Annotated in this window: 15 protein-coding genes, 2 tRNA genes and 2 pseudogenes; 7 read left to right on the top strand and 12 right to left on the bottom strand. The window is 64.8% G+C overall.

The genetic code is table 11. The features are described from left to right. Positions 1-165: 165 nt before the first annotated feature. Positions 166-1,443, bottom strand: a complete 1,278-nt coding sequence (locus ACIGXO_RS23370; protein ID WP_399790048.1) for an aminotransferase class I/II-fold pyridoxal phosphate-dependent enzyme — start codon at positions 1,441-1,443, stop codon at positions 166-168. Between the two features lie 360 nt (positions 1,444-1,803). Between ACIGXO_RS23370 and ACIGXO_RS23365 the strand changes: the two genes are divergently transcribed. Continuing rightward, positions 1,804-2,604: a VOC family protein gene (locus ACIGXO_RS23365; protein ID WP_399790046.1), complete on the top strand. Its 801-nt coding sequence runs from the start codon at positions 1,804-1,806 to the stop codon at positions 2,602-2,604. A gap of 22 nt (positions 2,605-2,626) precedes the next feature. Here ACIGXO_RS23365 and ACIGXO_RS23360 read toward each other — a convergent pair whose 3' ends face one another. From ACIGXO_RS23360 to ACIGXO_RS23350, 3 genes are all read right to left on the bottom strand, one after another. After that, positions 2,627-3,766 (bottom strand): response regulator, encoded by a 1,140-nt coding sequence (locus ACIGXO_RS23360; RefSeq protein ID WP_399790043.1) that lies wholly within the window; start codon positions 3,764-3,766, stop codon positions 2,627-2,629. Next, positions 3,754-4,020: a hypothetical protein gene (locus ACIGXO_RS23355; protein ID WP_399790041.1), complete on the bottom strand. Its 267-nt coding sequence runs from the start codon at positions 4,018-4,020 to the stop codon at positions 3,754-3,756. The genes ACIGXO_RS23360 and ACIGXO_RS23355 overlap by 13 nt, the downstream gene beginning before the upstream one ends. A gap of 466 nt (positions 4,021-4,486) precedes the next feature. After that, positions 4,487-4,548 (bottom strand) — tRNA-Tyr (locus ACIGXO_RS23350). Positions 4,549-4,943: 395 nt separating this feature from the next. Between ACIGXO_RS23350 and ACIGXO_RS23345 the strand changes: the two genes are divergently transcribed. Continuing rightward, positions 4,944-5,174 carry a KTSC domain-containing protein gene (locus ACIGXO_RS23345; RefSeq protein WP_399790038.1) on the top strand — a complete coding sequence of 77 codons (231 nt, stop codon included), beginning with the start codon at positions 4,944-4,946 and terminating at the stop codon, positions 5,172-5,174. A 123-nt stretch (positions 5,175-5,297) separates the two neighbouring features. Beyond that, positions 5,298-7,163: an AAA family ATPase gene (locus tag ACIGXO_RS23340; RefSeq protein WP_399790035.1), complete on the top strand. Its 1,866-nt coding sequence runs from the start codon at positions 5,298-5,300 to the stop codon at positions 7,161-7,163. Between the two features lie 581 nt (positions 7,164-7,744). Here ACIGXO_RS23340 and ACIGXO_RS23335 read toward each other — a convergent pair. The 7 genes and pseudogenes from ACIGXO_RS23335 to ACIGXO_RS23305 form a co-directional block, all read right to left on the bottom strand. Continuing rightward, positions 7,745-8,129 (bottom strand): annotated as a pseudogene (locus tag ACIGXO_RS23335) (NUDIX domain-containing protein). 5 nt (positions 8,130-8,134) lie between these two features. Beyond that, positions 8,135-8,786: pseudogene (locus ACIGXO_RS23330) on the bottom strand (YdcF family protein). Beyond that, a complete protein-coding gene (locus ACIGXO_RS23325; RefSeq protein WP_399790032.1) occupies positions 8,783-9,460 on the bottom strand; it encodes a GntR family transcriptional regulator in 678 nt (225 codons plus the stop codon). Before ACIGXO_RS23325 ends, ACIGXO_RS23330 begins: the two are co-directional and overlap by 4 nt. Positions 9,461-9,661: 201 nt before the next feature. Continuing rightward, a complete protein-coding gene (locus ACIGXO_RS23320; protein WP_399790029.1) occupies positions 9,662-9,847 on the bottom strand; it encodes a DUF397 domain-containing protein in 186 nt (61 codons plus the stop codon). A gap of 23 nt (positions 9,848-9,870) precedes the next feature. Next, the gene (locus tag ACIGXO_RS23315) at positions 9,871-10,722 is read right to left on the bottom strand and encodes a helix-turn-helix domain-containing protein (RefSeq protein WP_399790026.1); all 852 of its coding nucleotides are present in this window, start codon (positions 10,720-10,722) and stop codon (positions 9,871-9,873) included. 7 nt (positions 10,723-10,729) lie between these two features. After that, complete coding sequence (locus ACIGXO_RS23310; protein WP_399790023.1) at positions 10,730-11,254, bottom strand: DUF6879 family protein; 525 nt, start codon at positions 11,252-11,254, stop codon at positions 10,730-10,732. After that, entirely contained in the window at positions 11,214-11,633 is a 420-nt protein-coding gene (locus tag ACIGXO_RS23305) for a hypothetical protein (protein WP_399790021.1), read from the bottom strand. The genes ACIGXO_RS23310 and ACIGXO_RS23305 overlap by 41 nt, the downstream gene beginning before the upstream one ends. A gap of 243 nt (positions 11,634-11,876) precedes the next feature. Here ACIGXO_RS23305 and ACIGXO_RS23300 point away from each other — a divergent pair, with 243 nt between their 5' ends. Together ACIGXO_RS23300 and ACIGXO_RS23295 are read left to right on the top strand one after the other, a co-directional pair. After that, positions 11,877-12,293 carry an ATP-binding protein gene (locus ACIGXO_RS23300; protein WP_399790019.1) on the top strand — a complete coding sequence of 139 codons (417 nt, stop codon included), beginning with the start codon at positions 11,877-11,879 and terminating at the stop codon, positions 12,291-12,293. After that, a complete protein-coding gene (locus ACIGXO_RS23295) occupies positions 12,293-12,595 on the top strand; it encodes a hypothetical protein (RefSeq protein WP_399790016.1) in 303 nt (100 codons plus the stop codon). Before ACIGXO_RS23300 ends, ACIGXO_RS23295 begins: the two co-directional genes overlap by 1 nt. Before the next feature lie 490 nt (positions 12,596-13,085). Here the strand turns inward: ACIGXO_RS23295 and ACIGXO_RS23290 are convergent. Further along, positions 13,086-13,159 (bottom strand) — tRNA-Thr (locus ACIGXO_RS23290). 206 nt (positions 13,160-13,365) lie between these two features. Between ACIGXO_RS23290 and ACIGXO_RS23285 the strand changes: the two genes are divergently transcribed. Then, positions 13,366-14,502 carry an ABC transporter ATP-binding protein gene (locus ACIGXO_RS23285; protein WP_223731123.1) on the top strand — a complete coding sequence of 379 codons (1,137 nt, stop codon included), beginning with the start codon at positions 13,366-13,368 and terminating at the stop codon, positions 14,500-14,502. A gap of 431 nt (positions 14,503-14,933) precedes the next feature. Beyond that, positions 14,934-15,353 carry a hypothetical protein gene (locus tag ACIGXO_RS23280; protein ID WP_399790013.1) on the top strand — a complete coding sequence of 140 codons (420 nt, stop codon included), beginning with the start codon at positions 14,934-14,936 and terminating at the stop codon, positions 15,351-15,353. Positions 15,354-15,438: the final 85 nt, after the last annotated feature.

Here is a 15,438-nt window from a genome sequence, read left to right as displayed (position 1 = left end):
CGCCATGCCCCGGAATTTACGCCGGAAGGAGCCGTCCGGGGACCGAACGTGCCGGAACGCCGGCGCCGATGCCGGCGACGACGCCGGTGAAGATGCCGGTGACGACGTCGTCACCGGCATCGGTGACACCGACATCGGCGACACCGGTATCGGTGACACCCGCTGTCAGCCCTCCAGCAGCAGCTTCTCCACCGCCGCCAGTTCGGCGCAGAGCGCCAGCCCCTCCAGCGCGTCGCCCAGCTCCTCCAGGCGGGGGTAGCTGGGTGCGATGCGGATGTTGCGGTCCCGCGGGTCCTTCCCGTACGGGAACGGCGCTCCGGCCGGCGTCAGCACGACGCCCGCCTCCTTGGCGAGATGCACGACACGGGAAGCGCAGCCGTCCAGGACGTCCAGGCTCACGAAGTAACCGCCCTGCGGACGGGTCCAGGTCGCGATGCCGGTGCCCCCGAGCCGCTTCTCCAGGACGGCGTCCACCAGCTCGAACTTGGGCCGCAGCAGCTCGGCGTGGCGCTCCATGAGGGCGTGCACGGCCTCGGCGTCGGGCAGGAAGCGGGCGTGCCGGAGCTGGTTGATCTTGTCCGGGCCGATCGTCCGCTTGGCGAGGTGGCCGAGCAGCCAGCTGACGTTGGCGGGCGAGGAGCCGAAGAAGGCCACACCGCTGCCGGCCGCGGTGATCTTCGAGGTGGAGCCGAAGACGAATACCCGGTCGGCGTTGCCGTACTCCGCGCACAGTCCGAGGATGTCGGCGACCGGCTCACGGTCACCCCGCAGCTGGTGAACGGCGTAGGCGTTGTCCCAGAAGACGCGGAAGTCCGGCGCCGCGGTCTCCATGGCGGCCAGCCGCCGCACGGTCTCCTGCGTGTACGTGACACCCGTGGGGTTGCTGTACTTCGGTACGCACCAGATGCCCTTGACGCGCTCGTCGGCGACGAGGCGCTCGACCTCGTCCATGTCCGGGCCGCTCTCCGTCATCGGCACCGGAATCATGTCGATGCCGAGCTTCTCGCACAGCGCGAAGTGCCGGTCGTAACCGGGTACGGGGCAGAGCATGGCCGTCCGCCCCTCCCGCTCCCAGGGACCGGGCCCTCCGGGCAGCCCGAACAGCACGGCGTCCACCACCGATTCGTACATCAGTTCAAGGCTGGAGTTACCAAAGGCGACCAGCTGCTCCGCGGGCACCTGAAGCAGCCCGCCGAACGTCGCGCGCAGCTCGGCCAGCCCCTGGAGCCCGCCGTAGTTGCGGCAGTCGGTGCCGTCCTGCGCGGTGTGATCGCCCTCGCCCGGCAGGGACAGCAGCGGCCGCGAAAGATCCAGCTGCTCGGCGGACGGCTTCCCCCGGGTCAGATCCAGCCGCAGCCCCCGCTCCTTGAGGCGAGCGTGCTCACCACGGAGCTCTTCGAGCCGCTCGGACAGTTCGGTACGCGTGAGAGTCGTCAGTTCCATGCCAGTCATACCTGTCATCCCTGCTCAAAGTCCCGCCCGCTACTCAGTGACCCCGACCACCAGACCCGCGGGCAGCGCCGCGAGCACCTGCCCCCTGTCCCCGCCCCTCCCCCTATCCCTTCTCCTGCCCGCATGACGAGCCCGAATGGCCACCGCAAACGTGCACCCGCGAAGACCAGATGCCTGACTGATAACTGATATCGCCACTGCCCACCAAAGACCCACCAGCCCCCCCATAGCCACACACAGCCACACACACCGCTCACTGCTGCACACATCCCCGCCAACTGCGCACACCGCCCCCTCGCCCCCTCTCCCTCTCCCCGTCCGGGGCGCCCCGCTCTTCCAAGGAGGTCACCCATGCCGACAGTCACCGACCCGTACACACCCGGCACCCCCTGCTGGATCGACCTGATGGCCCCCGACCAGCAGGCCGCTCTCGACTTCTACCGCGACCTGTTCGGCTGGCAGGGCGAGGTCGGCCCGCCCGAGACCGGGGGCTACGCGGTCTGTTCGCTGAAGGGCAACCCGGTCGCCGGAATCATGGCGGCGAGGAACCCGGACGGCAGCGTGCCCGACCCGATGCCGCCGACCGTGTGGACCACCTACCTCGCCACCACCGACGTCGACGCCACCGTGAACGCGGCGACGGCCAACGGCGGCCAAGTGATCATGCCGGGCATGGACGTACTCACACTCGGCCGCATGGCGGTCATCAGTGACCCCACGGGCGCCGTCTTCGGCCTCTGGCAGGCCCGCGACTTCCCCGGCGCCGGCATCGTCAACGAGCCCGGCGCGGTCATCTGGAACGAGCTCAACACCCGCGACCCCGACACCGCCGCGTCCTTCTACTCCAGGACGCTGGGCCTCGAAGCCGCCCCCATGGAGGGCGCGCAGGGCTACTACTCACTCTCGGCGAACGGCCGCATGGTCGGCGGCATGCAGGACCTCTCCACCCTCGAGGACGCGCCCCCGGACACACCCTCGCACTGGCTGCCGTACTTCGCGGTGGACGACACCGACAGCACGGTCGCCGCCCACACCCGCGCCGGCGGCAACGTCCTCAAGCCCCCCTTCAACATGGCAGCCGGCCGAATGTCCCTCCTCCAAGACCCCCAATCCGCCCCCTTCGCCATCATCAACACAGCTCAGCCCGCCTGACTTTCCCCCGACCCGGCCCCCGTCAGCGGGTGCGCTGGATCCTTTCGAGGTGGATGCCGGTGAAGACCGCGACCTTGGCGCGCAGGGCCCAGGGATCGCAAGGCTTGCCGATGTAGTCGACGGCGCCGGCGGCGTACCCACGGGCCGAGTGCTCCGGGTCGACCCCCATGGCCGTGAGAAAGATGATCGGGATGTCACGGGTGCGGGGTCGGCGCTTGATGTGCGCCGCGGTCTCGTACCCGTCCATCCCGGGCATCTGCACGTCCAGGAGGATCACGGCGAAGTCGTCGTGATCCAGGAGAGCCTTGAGGGCTTCCCGCCCTGAGGAGACCGTCACGATCTCCTGATCGAGAGTCTCCAGCACGGCCGTCATCGCAAACCGGTTGTCGGCCTGATCGTCCACGAGCAGCACCCTCGGCATACGCAGCTGCTGCGCCCCGGCGAGAGGCGGAGGATCGTCCAGGGGCGCTGCGTCATACACGCCCACTTCCACTTCTCCCTCTTCCGCCGCGTTCCCCTCCAGACTCAACAGCTGTCGTTCCAGCAATGCGCAGCGCTCTTCTGCCCGGGCTCGGCGCAGCTCCGCCTCGCGTGCCTCGCCGGCGAGGCGTTTGACCTCCTCCTGGAGTCGGTCGCGGTCCCGGATCAGTTCGGCGAGGTCCGGGGCGGCCTGGGCCAGCGCTTCCGCCCGGGCCCGCTCCGCGACCCATTCGGCTTCGAGCTGGTGCAGCCGCACCTCCAGATCCGCGATGCGGTGCCGGCGGTCCAGCAGGGCCTCCCCGAGCACGTCCCGGTGCTCTTTGGACACGCGTGACTCCCGGTCCGCCTGCGCCAGCTGGTCCTGCAGCAACTCGACGCCATGTCTTGGCGAGGGGTTCGCCTGCACAGCGCGGCGATGCAGCGTACGCAGCAGGTCGATCGTCTCCGGCTTCGGTGGCGCGCCCCGTTGTTCCCCAAGATCGGTCAGCAGGTCTGTGACCACTTCCCACGGTGGTACCCGCGTGCCGTTCAGGTAGCGGGACAGGGCACCGGGGTCGCGCATGCGACGGGCCGCGTAGCGCCGTACCGATATCCCCAGCCCGTCGAAAATCCCGCGCAGGGCGTCGGCCAGTGCGTAGGACTCCCTGGTCAGATCCGGGTCGAGAGGCTTCAGTTCGCCCATGAACGCTCCCCTCCCGCCTCCGCCTCGGGGTTTCGGTGACGCTGCCGGTCGCCGGTGCGGGAGGCGTCGGCCCGCTCGGGCGCCACGATCCGGTTGAAGAACCCTGTTGCCACCCCGAAGCTGCCTCCTCCGCAGAGGACGCACGACGCAAGGCCGCCACCCGACAAAGCGGTCAGCACCCCGGCAGCGACGCCGGTCAGGACTGCGAGCAGCAGCACGAGCGCGGCCCTCGCTGAAAGTAGGGGATGGTCCATGACGCCTCCCACGGCGTGAACGGATGGCCTGACCACACAGCTTGGCGGACCGGGCACGTGTTGCGCCGCGTCGTCCTCGAACCCGGCAACACCCCCGGCATCAGGCTCAGCAGGAGCTTTGCCGCGGCGAGCGGTTGTTCCCCACCCCGGACGTGGCAACGGCCCCGGCAACAGCCCGGCGCCCCCTCAATGCCGTGAGCCAAGCGCAACCGTGACCGATGCGGCCGGACAGCCCCCTCTTCCGCACACCCCTGACCTGGTCGCCCTCGCCACACCCGAGGCCACAGCCCGACTCGCGCCACGCGCAGCCATGGCGCACAGCCCCGAAAAACTCCCCGCGAAAACCAGCGCTGGCAGCACGTCCACTCACGCACCGCTCACGCAAACGGCCCCGGACGAGAAGTCCGGGGCCGAGCAGAACATCTCCCTGACGGGGAAACCGCAGGTCAGCGCGTTCCATACGCAGAGCCCCCTGTCGGATTCGAACCGACGACCTTCGCTTTACAAGTTCGACCGAGGTGCCCAGGCACCGTCTAGCGCGACCGCCGCTAGTGACGCCTCACACCCCCTGACGCCTCTGTTGTCCACCGTCGTTGATGTCGATCGGTGATGTCAGGCGCGTCCCAGAAAGCATTCAGCAGCAACACCAAGCACTCAGCAGTTACTCCACATCAGCAGACCCTGCCCTCAACTCAACACGAACCGTCCCACACACCCGCCTCAAACATGTGTTCGAAAAATGCCACGGCCAGCCGTTTCTTTCGTTCCGAAGGCCGCGAAGCCAAGACCCGCCAGATCAGCGTCAGTCAACGCATCACCGAGTCCAAAGAGAGGCATCTGTTCACTCTTGGGGGCAGACGTGTGGCTGATACCATCGTGCGCCAGTTACTCGGCGCTGGCCGCATGCTAGTCCTGGGGGGACAGTGTTGCATCGAGCGGTAGTTTCGTCGCACATACGTTCGGTAGCTCACGATGCCGAAGAGCGCATCCTCGAAATACAGTTCCAAAGCGGCGCGACTTATCAATATATTAACGTTCCCGCTAATGTGCATGCCGACCTCATGAAGGCAGATAGCAAGGGAACGTATCTCGCTAAATTCATAAAGGGGAAATACGCGTACCGCATGACGCGACCAGCCCTTAGAAGGATTTAACGAAGATCGCTCCAAGCAAAACCCCACTCTCTGTCGTGACCTCTCTCAACCGGACGCCGTAACCTCTCGGCAAGGCCGAGGTCATAGCATTGCAGGGCCTGATCGAGGTAGCGAGGTATCGGCGTGCAGATCTGCGACATCGCGGTTGAGGGCTTTCGCTCCCTCGTTAGCATTCCCTTTGTTCCGATTAATAGTCAGACAATCATTACCGGTCAGAACGATGGGGGAAAGAGCACACTACTGGAAGCTCTTGACTTCCTAATCTCCGGCAAGGAACCCTCCGAGTACGATCTGTCTCAGCTGGCAGACTCGGAAGAGGTGGAAGAACAGCAGCCCATCACGCGAGTCAAACAGATCACCGTCACGGGAACCTTCCGACTGGGCCGAATCGAGTGTGAACAATTCGGACTGCCGGAAATGGTAAAGATCCGGCGCCTATACAACCCTACTCACGGGACTTGCCTGCAGATCAAGAAGCTCGTATGCAAGAATGAAGATTTGCGCGACTTGGACACGGAGAAGCTCCAATCCCTGAAGGAAATTGCTGCTAAATACCACGTCCAGCCCGCGGGGCGAGCAAACTCTCGAGAGAGTTGGCTGACACCTCTCCTCAAAATGGCCGCAGAAAAGCCTCGGATCGAGGAGTGGGTTTCCCTTTCTGGCGCTGCGTCGACAGCCCTGCCGACAGTTGTCTATTTCAAGGGTGACGCTGTCCAGGCGCCAGAAATCGTAGTACAAAACGTCCTTAGTTCCAAACTTAGAGAATACGCGAAGGGCGAGTTCCCTCAAAAGAAGATTTCGGCACTTGAAGGGGAGCTGGCCGAGTGCCTGCGCCCTGACATTGATCGAATTTGTGAGCACGTGGCCAAAAGGTGCGGATTTCCGGCGGTTCAACTCAATCCAGAGGTGCAGATCCGTCCTTCCCTTGCGAGGGTCGAGGTGAAGGTATCCAATAAGGCGGGGCATGAGGTTCCTCTATCCGCTGCTGGCACCGGTCGCTCCCGGCGAGTCTCGCTAGCGCTCTGGGAGAGCAGCAGCGAGATCCTTACGCGCGCTGCAGGCGACAGCGCACAGGAAGAAACAGGGCAGGTGGATACAGATGTGGTGTTCATTTACGATGAACCGGACACACATCTAGACTACGAACATCAGCGGCGCGTAATGAGTCTTATTCACGAGCAGTCCGCAAGACGAAATGCTCGTGTAGTCGTGGCCACGCACTCCCTCAACCTGATCGATGGGGTGGACATCGCCAACGTCGTGCACCTCCGCTTGGGGGAAGGGGGCACCTATGCCGAATTGCTTTCTGCGGACAGCGGCGATCAGGAAGTGCGCAAGCATTTGTCTACAATCTCTACATCGCTCGGCTTCAGGAACAGCGTACTTCTGCATGAAAGGTTCTTCGTAGCCGTCGAAGGCCCTTCAGAGACTGCAGCATTCCCCATCCTATTCAAGAAGCACACAGGGATTCCCATCCAGTCTGCGGGGATCTGCCTGTGGGACGGAGGGAACAATGAAGGCGCACTCAAATTCGCCCGGTTCTTGAAGAAGAATCAGCGGGACGTCGCGTTTGTGGTTGACAAAGACAGCCGCCTCAACCAGAAGAAGACCTTCCGCGATGACAAGCTAAAAGAGTACGGATTCGACCTGCAGCACGAATGTCACTACATTGGCCAGCCCAACGAACTAGAAGATCTCTTCTCCGACAGCGACTGGGCCGAGGTCGCCAATGTGCTTTGGAAGCGCAACGGTGAACGCGACAGTTGGGTCGAGGAAGACTTCGCTTCCCTTCGAGGGAAGAAATTCAGCTCAGCCGTTCTGGATATGCTGAAGTCAGGCTCGCCTGAGGGGCCAAAGGGAAAGGAGGCAATGATGATCGGCATCTCTTCGATGATTGATAAGCATCGCATTCCGTCCGCCCTGACGACGCTATTCGATGCGCTTGTCGAGCACGCCCAGGATGCCGGCCCCCACTACTGGGAATCCTAGACCTTGCTTTGATTGCGCTGCCGCGAAGAACGTCGCGCCTGCATACGCTTCAATCGCTGTGCAGCGGTGGGAGCTTCCCAAAGGTGCAAACCGACCGAGGCCACCCATTGGTAGCCGTGATGATGCTGAGCGTCACCACACCACCTACAGCCGTTTGGATTGGGTATGCCGACGTGATGAACGCGAGACTTGCGGACGCTAGTCATGGCGTACCACTCCTCGGTCGTTGGCTCCTAGCACTGTGTCTTGTTAGCGCCAGCTCCTACAGACTGCCAGACGACACTGACAATGACTGTATGTAGCCATCTCGTCACTCTGCGTGAGGAGCAGGTTATGGTGGGCCTCGTTTACGCTTTCCCGCTCTCGCGTCGGTGACACCTACCGCGCTGGTTTCGTTCGACGCGGCCCCTGAGCTGATCAGTACTGAGCCACCATTTGTCAGCAAGGCGTCGCCTACACCGATCTGGTGTACCGACGCATCTGCCGCACAGGCAACCCTCTCCGTTGAAACCCATCCACTCATCCACCCGAGAGGCAGTGATTCTCGTCCCCTACGCGGCGACAAGGAGGGCGCAAATTGGTCAGCCGACAGGCGCGCCGTCGTCGTGAGCCCGGACGTGCGCGCCAGCAGCGCTCAGCGCGTCCAGGACGCGGATCGCCCAGGGCACCCTCATGTACTGGGATACCTCTGCTGGCCTCAGCCGCGATACGGATCGAGCTCGGGAGACGAGATATACGACTCCGAGCGTCATGTTCTTGTAGACGCCGGTCAGGTGGTCGACCTGGACGAGGATGCTGGTCTCCCCAGGACCTCACGGCGGGTGCCGGCATGAGGGGACTCCCCCAGCTCCAGAACTCCTCCTGGTGGCTCCCACCTACCGTTGTCCGCGCGTGGTTTGCCAGGATGCGACCATCGTCGCGGCCGACCACACCAGCGAAAGATACCGAGTGCAGAGGGCTACTCATGAGCGTCAGTGAGGGCTGACGAGTCGGCTCGTGAAGCCGCCATTGCGGAGGCGATCGAATGACTCAGCGACGACGGACGGCACTGCTTGCTCGATCATGAAGCCTTGCTTCGGGTAGATCATGAGGCGTTGCAGGGCGCCTACGAGCATGTCGATGACGAGGTGCTCGTCTCCGATGGAGTCGACGTACTGGTCGTAGGTCATGGGTGATGAGGCACAGATGACTGTCTACCTCGGGCCAGAGCTGGCGGGCGGTGGCGTAGGCGCGGCGTTCCTCATACGGCTTGGTGACGAGGAGAATCGATTCGACCACTGCGCCGGCTTCGTCCAGGGCCGCGTGGGAGAAGCGGATGTTCTCGCCGGTGTTCGTTGCCTTGGGCTCCACGATGATGGCGGACTCGGGGACGCCCAGCTCGACTGCGTGCTCCTTGTAGTGCACCGCTTCGCCGTGGGGCATCCGGTCGCGAGTCGTGGGGCTGTTGGAACCGGTGAAGACGATCAGGGGCGCCAGGCCGGACAGGTACAGGTTCGCCGTGGTCGCCACACCGAGGTCGTGGCTGCCCAGGCCGATCGCGACCGAGCAGGGCCGCGGCTCGTGGTGCATCTGGTGGTAGTCCCAGATGCGGCGCGCGTCTGCCCGGGCCTGCTCGGAGATCACTGTGCGGCCTTTCCGTCGCGGGTGGAGTCGGGGACCTTGAAGTCGTACTTCCAGGCGAAGCGCGAGGCAGCGTGCAGGCCGATCGCGTACTCGACGACGGTGCCATCGGCCGTGTACGTCGTCCGGTGCAGTTCCACGACGGGTTCGCCGGCAGGCAGCTGCAGGAGCTCCACCTCGTCCGAGGTGGGGACACGGGCGAACAGTTCCTCGGTCATGTGGTCAATCTCGTACCCGGCGTCGTACAGCACCCGGAAGCCACCACCACGGCCGGTGGGTCCCGGAGTTGGGTCGACGATGCGCGTGCCTTCCACGTACTGGGGACGGTAGTAGCTGGTCAGGGTGTGCGTCGGCTGCTCGCCTTCCTTCACCAGGCGGGCCCGCGCGTACACCTCCGCACCAGGCTCCAGGCCATGCTCGGCAGCGACGGCCGGCGGGGCCTCGACACGGCTGACGCTCTGAGTCTGCTCTCCACGCCGGTACGCACGCCCAGTGGCCACGCGGTCAGCGATGAACGCCACCTCATCGGCATCGCGCCACTTGGCCTTGTCGTAGCGGGCGATGCCGAGCCGCTTGAGCGGAGTCTGCTGGCGCACGACGGTGCCGTGTCCTCGTGACGAGGTAACCAGCCCTTCTGCCTCCAGCGCTCGGTAGGCCGCATGGACGGTGAACTTCAAGCGAGGCGAGGGGGCGCGGACAGTGATCATTCAGCCGGTCGGCCTGCGAAAACCAATCCCGCCCTGTCGCTCATTATCCCGAGGCTTCCCGGCTCGTGTGTAGGGGATGTGTACCGCATCCGTACTGCTGAGCACATGCGGCACCGCCCGGTGCCCAAGCGTCGAGACGAAACCTCGCTGGGTGAGCGCAGACCGCAGGTCTCAGACCCTGACGGTCTTGCTGAGTTCCACGAAGCTAGCCCAGGAGGACGGCGGGAACGCCAAAATGCCGGCGTCCCGGTCCTTGCTGTCCCGGACCATGACCTTGGATGGATCATTGTCGGCAACTTCGACGCAATTCTCCGTCCCGGTGTAAGAACTCGTGCGCCATTTCAGGGAAACGACCACCGTCTCTCCTTCTGGTTGGAAGATCACACGTGCTGTCTATTGAAATATTGAACTGCGGTCAAGATCAACGCCCTTGCCGACTCCCCGTACACCGCTGATTGACGCAGGAGAGAGAAAGCCTTGTTGTACAGCTCGATCTCGCGAGGCTGAGTGACCGACAGTTCGGCGGAAAACGTCTCCACGAGCACGAGCTTGTCATCGAACATCGAGAATGAGTGGCCAAGCCAGATGGCTGTGGCCGCTGCGGAGGGGACCACGCCCAGACTCACCCGCGGCAACCCCATGACCGCTATGAGGCGGTCGAGCTGGGCCTTCATGACGTCCGGTCCGCCGACGTTCGAGTACAGGGCCTGCTCGCCGAGGAGCACGTTGTAGACACGTTCCCCCTCGTAGAGGTACCTCTGCCGTTCCAGTCGTTTCGCCACCGCCGCTTCGGTGTCGTTGGGGAACTCGTAAAAACAGACAGCCTGTCGGAACACCTCGGCCGCGTACTCCGCGGTCTGGAAGGTGCCCCAGACCATGTTGGGGTTCCAGATCCGGAAGACCTTCGTCTTGGCGTAGACAGGGAGCGACTTCTTCTGTCGCGACTCAGCCCCTGTCTGGAGCTGCCGACGCCATTCCAACCACAGCTCGTCGATATGGCGGACGGTGGCGATCAGATCAGGTACATGTCCCTCCTGGCCCGTCGCCCCACACCAGGCTCGAATGTCGTCTTCACTGGCGTTCTGCCGACCGTTCTCAAGGCGCGAGACTTTCGACTCCTGCCAGTTCAGGGCACGCGCGAGTGCCCGGCCACTGCTGAATCCGGCATCCTTCCGGAATCCACGCAGCCGGGCACCCAGTGCCTCACGGGCTTCCTGTGCTTGTTTGCTCACGGTTGGGTCAGAACTTGTACTCGTTGTGGGGGACGGCCATTGCCCAGAGCCGGTCGCGTGTGCGCCGGCACTCTGCCACGGTCTCGGGGCCGTCGATGATCTCTGATCCCAGTACGCGACCATCGGGATCAAAGTGACCGACAGCGAGTAGGCGATCGTCGTACAGCCACCAGTCGTTGCCAGCTACGGGGAACGTGATGTCTTCGGGCAGGAGGTGCCGCGGAAGCCATCGGATGTCCTCGCCGGCCTCGGTGTTCAGGTGAGTCAGGGAATGCTCCCACCTGATGTACTGAGAGTGCGGCTCGGTGATGATTCGGAGCCTGCGAACGGTTTTCCCTTCTCCGGTGACTCGCTTTATGAGCGTCCTCCAGGAGTCGAACCACTCGTAGTCATCGGGCTCGCCCCTCTGCCACCGTACGTACGGCGTGTCTTCGACGGGCGCCCCGTAGTCGTCCCTCAGCTCCAAGTGGAAAGCATCGTGCGAGAAGCTCTCAAAGAGCTGGTTGCGCTCGGCGCTGGAGATCAGCTCCACGCGGTTCCTCCAGTAGGGCAGTGATCGCGGCCTTGGAGACCTCGACCACGGTCTCGTAGTCCGGGATCTCCATCTGTGCCAGCGCCTCGACGTCAGTCACCTCGCGGCCTTGCACAACGTACGTGCCTCCCGGCGTGAGGATCATGAGTGGGGCGTCAAGACGCCTGAACTCGCCTGCGGGAAGACCGTCCTTCTCCAGGTGCTCGAACAACTCGGTGGGCACCTCCACAGCCGTCTGGCCCTCGGGGATGGCGAGCTGCATGAGCAGGTCGTTGGCGAAGATCTTCCATCCCTGGACGAGGTAGGAGTCACGGTCGGTGGCGTACAGGGTTGGACAGTCCCCCACGTTGGAGTTCTTGCCAAGGAACCGTAGCTTCATGGCGTTTCTCCTGTCTGCGGCCTTGCGCGAGATTGCGCGCCACACCGATGGTCGAGGCTGCATTCGAGGCCGTCAATCGGCTTGCTGCAAACTCGCGCAATCTCCTTGGGGGTTGGTTCCGGTGCCCTCTACGTTCGTTCTCGCATCCGCGTGACGCCGCCGGGCCCGGCCCGTCGGTGATGGAGAGCGTCCCGGCCTTGCTCGGCCAGGTGTTCCACCGCCCCGGAGGGAAGCCCCGTGACCATGACCGTGACTCGGCCCCACGCGATAGGAGCCCCCGGCTACAGCCAGACATGGCGCTGTGAGCCACCGACAGTTGGACGTGCTCGGAGCCTGGTCAAGACAGCTTTGAACACCTGGGGACTCGTATGTCTGGTGGACCGGGGAGAGCTCATCGTGTCCGAGCTGGTCACCAACTCCGTTGAGCACAGCCAGTCCCGAGTAGTGCGGGTGAGCATCACCCGCCCGAAGTCCGCGTTGGTGGTCATCGCCGTATCGGACAGGTCGAAGACTCCCCCTGCCTACCAGGTTCCCGCGGAGGACGCGGAAGGCGGGCGCGGCCTCTACCTCGTGGACGTGACGGCGGACTGCTGGGAGACCGTTGTCCGGCACTGGGGAAAGATCGTGCGCGCCGAGCTGCGCGTCAAGGAGGACGGCTAATGGCCCGGCGTGCGAAGGAACGCACACCTTTCGATCCAACCAATCAGGAACTCAACGTTCAGCGGCTGCTGAACCCACCCCGCCGCACGCTCTTCGAGCGAGCACGCCCGGCCTGGTGGGCAGCCGAAGACTGGTGGTGCCGGCACGTCACCGAGCGCGCGCTGTACCGGCACCTCGACGGGCTGAGAGACGCGTTCCGCGTCCAGCTTCCCCCTGAGTGGGGCGCCCCAGAGCATGACGCGGAGGCGCTTCAGCGGCTCAATGAACGGATCGCGGCGCATCGCGATCGCACCTCCCCATGACCGCCCGCCCGGGTTGCGAGGACGGACAGCTGCAGCCCAGGCGGGCCACCAGCCCCGTTCCCGCCTCTTCGCCGCCCCGGGAGGTGCTGTGGGTGCGTTCTGTACGGGTCTGGGGATCAGCGGTCGCAGCCCTCGTCCCGGCCCCTGGCGGCACCGTGGGCGCCCGTTCGCGGGTCGGCTGGGGCGATCATGCCTCCTGAGTGAGCAGGCGCGCGTCTCTCACTTCAGCGTGTTGCGTCGTCCGCGACCGTGCTGCCAGCACGCCGTACACCTGCTGATACGCCGACGCGCCAGACGTTCGCCGATCGTCAGGACGCGCAGCGGGAAGCGATCAGTCGTATGGATCAGCTGCTGGAGGGGCGCGTCGAGCGCGAGCGGTGATCTTTCCACCGGTCGGCTGATGTCAGGTGTGGATGTCAAGCGCCCCGGTCGAGCCCTCAAAAGGGCCCGTCCGGGGCGTTTGCACTGTTCAGCGCGCTGTCGCGCCTAGAGCCCCCTGTCGGATTCGAACCGACGACCTTCGCTTTACAAGAGCGGTGCTCTGGCCAGCTGAGCTAAGGAGGCGTGTCTGGTGAAGTGTACCCAGGGCTGCAGGTTACCTGGGTCGAGAATTTTGGTGATGTCCGGGCTACTGACACCGGGTGCCGGTGCCGGTACCGTCCCTGGCAGCCCGTGTGCAGTGGACTACACCACAGCGCGCGCCGGGCTGCCCATTCATTCCTTTACTCGGATCGTCCGGCACGTTCCTGCCGGTGAAGGGACACATCACCATGGCTACGGTCACGTACGACCAGGCAACCCGCATCTACCCGGGTTCCGACAAGCCCGCCGTCGATCAGCTCGACATCCAGATCGAGGACGGGGAGTTCCTCGTCCTGGTCGGGCCGTCCGGGTGCGGCAAGTCCACCTCCCTGCGGATGCTCGCGGGCCTGGAGGACGTCAACGGCGGCTCGATCCGCATCGGGGACCGCGACGTCACGCACCTTCCGCCCAAGGACCGGGACATCGCCATGGTGTTCCAGAACTACGCGCTCTACCCGCACATGACGGTCGCGGACAACATGGGCTTCGCGCTGAAGATCGCGGGCGTGAACAAGGCCGAGATCCGGCAGAAGGTCGAGGATGCGGCGAAGATCCTGGACCTGACCGAGTACCTGGGTCGGAAGCCGAAGGCGCTGTCCGGTGGTCAGCGGCAGCGTGTGGCGATGGGGCGCGCGATCGTGCGTGAGCCGCAGGTGTTCCTCATGGACGAGCCGCTGTCCAACCTGGACGCGAAGCTGCGTGTACAGACGCGTACGCAGATCGCGGGGCTGCAGCGCCGCCTCGGGATCACGACCGTGTACGTCACGCACGACCAGGTCGAGGCCATGACGATGGGTGACCGGGTGGCCGTGCTCAAGGACGGGCTGCTGCAGCAGATCGACTCGCCGCGGAACATGTACGACCGGCCGGCGAATCTGTTCGTGGCGGGGTTCATCGGGTCGCCCGCGATGAATTTGGTGGAAGTTCCCATCACGGATGGCGGGGTGAAGTTCGGGAACAGTGTCGTACCGGTCAGCCGGGAGGCGCTCAGCGCGGCGGCGGACAAGGGCGACCGTACGGTCACGGTCGGCGTGCGGCCCGAGCACTTCGACATCGTGGAGCAGAACGGCAGCGCGGCCAAGACACTGGCCAAGGAGGCCGCGGACGCTCCGGCCGGGCTCGCCGTGACGGTCAACGTCGTCGAGGAGCTGGGCGCGGACGGGTACGTGTACGGCACCGCCGAGGTCGGTGGCGAGGTCAAGGACCTGGTCGTCCGCGTCAACGGCCGGCAGGTGCCGGAGAAGGGCACGCAGGTGCACGTCGTGCCGCGGCCGGGCGAGACGCACGTCTTCTCGACGTCGACGGGCGAGCGCCTCAGCGACTGAGCGAGCGGCGAGCGCCTCAGCGACTGAGGCAGGGAGGGCCGGACGGCTCGGGGAGCCCCCGGAGAGGCCCGGGGGCTCCCGGGGGCAACACACACCCCCGCGTCACGCCCCTGAGCATGTTGTAGGTGCCCGGAACGGGTGAGTTTGGTGGTGGGCGGGGCGGTCTTCCTTGCGGAGGGCCGCCTCGGCCGCCGTTTTCGCTGCTCGGCCCGCTGGTTCAGGGGGACGGGAACTTCCTGCCGTACGGGCGGTTTGGGGCGACGGGTGGGTTGGGGAGGTACGTGAGCTTCCCAGTTGTCGACAAATACCCCGGCAGTTCCGCCATTTCGAGCAGTGTGCGTCAACATCATGTAACGCACGACAGGCGAATTCATCCCTCGACCGGGTGACTAAATGTCGCCATATCATCACTGCTCGCTACCATCACGGACGTGAACTCCGCAGCCCGGCGTATCGGCCGAACTCTCGCTCTCGTCCTGCCCGTCGTCCTCGTGCTCTCGGGGACGCTCGCCGTCACCCGCGTGCCGTGGGCCTCGCCGACCTCCGAGTCGCAGGTGCTCACCGCGTCCTCCGGTACGGTCACCAGCCACCAGCAGCCCCACAGAGCCCCGCAGGACGTCCTGCGCGACCAGCTCCTGGCCGAACTCCAGGAGAAGAACCCGGGGACCGCCCTGACCCACCTCCAGGAAGCCACCACCAAGCGTCCGTCGCTGGCCAAGCACTGCGCGTCCATCGCCCGCGCCCTGGGGCGCGCCGCCGTCCAGAAGTACGGCGCCTCGCACCGTGCGCAGGCGTACTCGCGGCCGGTCTGTGACACGTCGTTCGCGAGCGGGGTTGCCTCTGCGCAGTGACAGGTGCAGTGGCAGGTGAAGTGACAAGTACAGCGACAGGGTCAGTGACAAGTGCAGTGGCAGAGTCAGTGTCCAGTGCAGTGGC

Origin of the sequence: Streptomyces sp. NPDC053542 (assembly GCF_044544685.1) — a bacterium.
Classification (GTDB): Bacteria; Actinomycetota; Actinomycetes; order Streptomycetales; family Streptomycetaceae; genus Streptomyces.
This window is presented reverse-complemented; position numbering and strand designations above follow the sequence as displayed.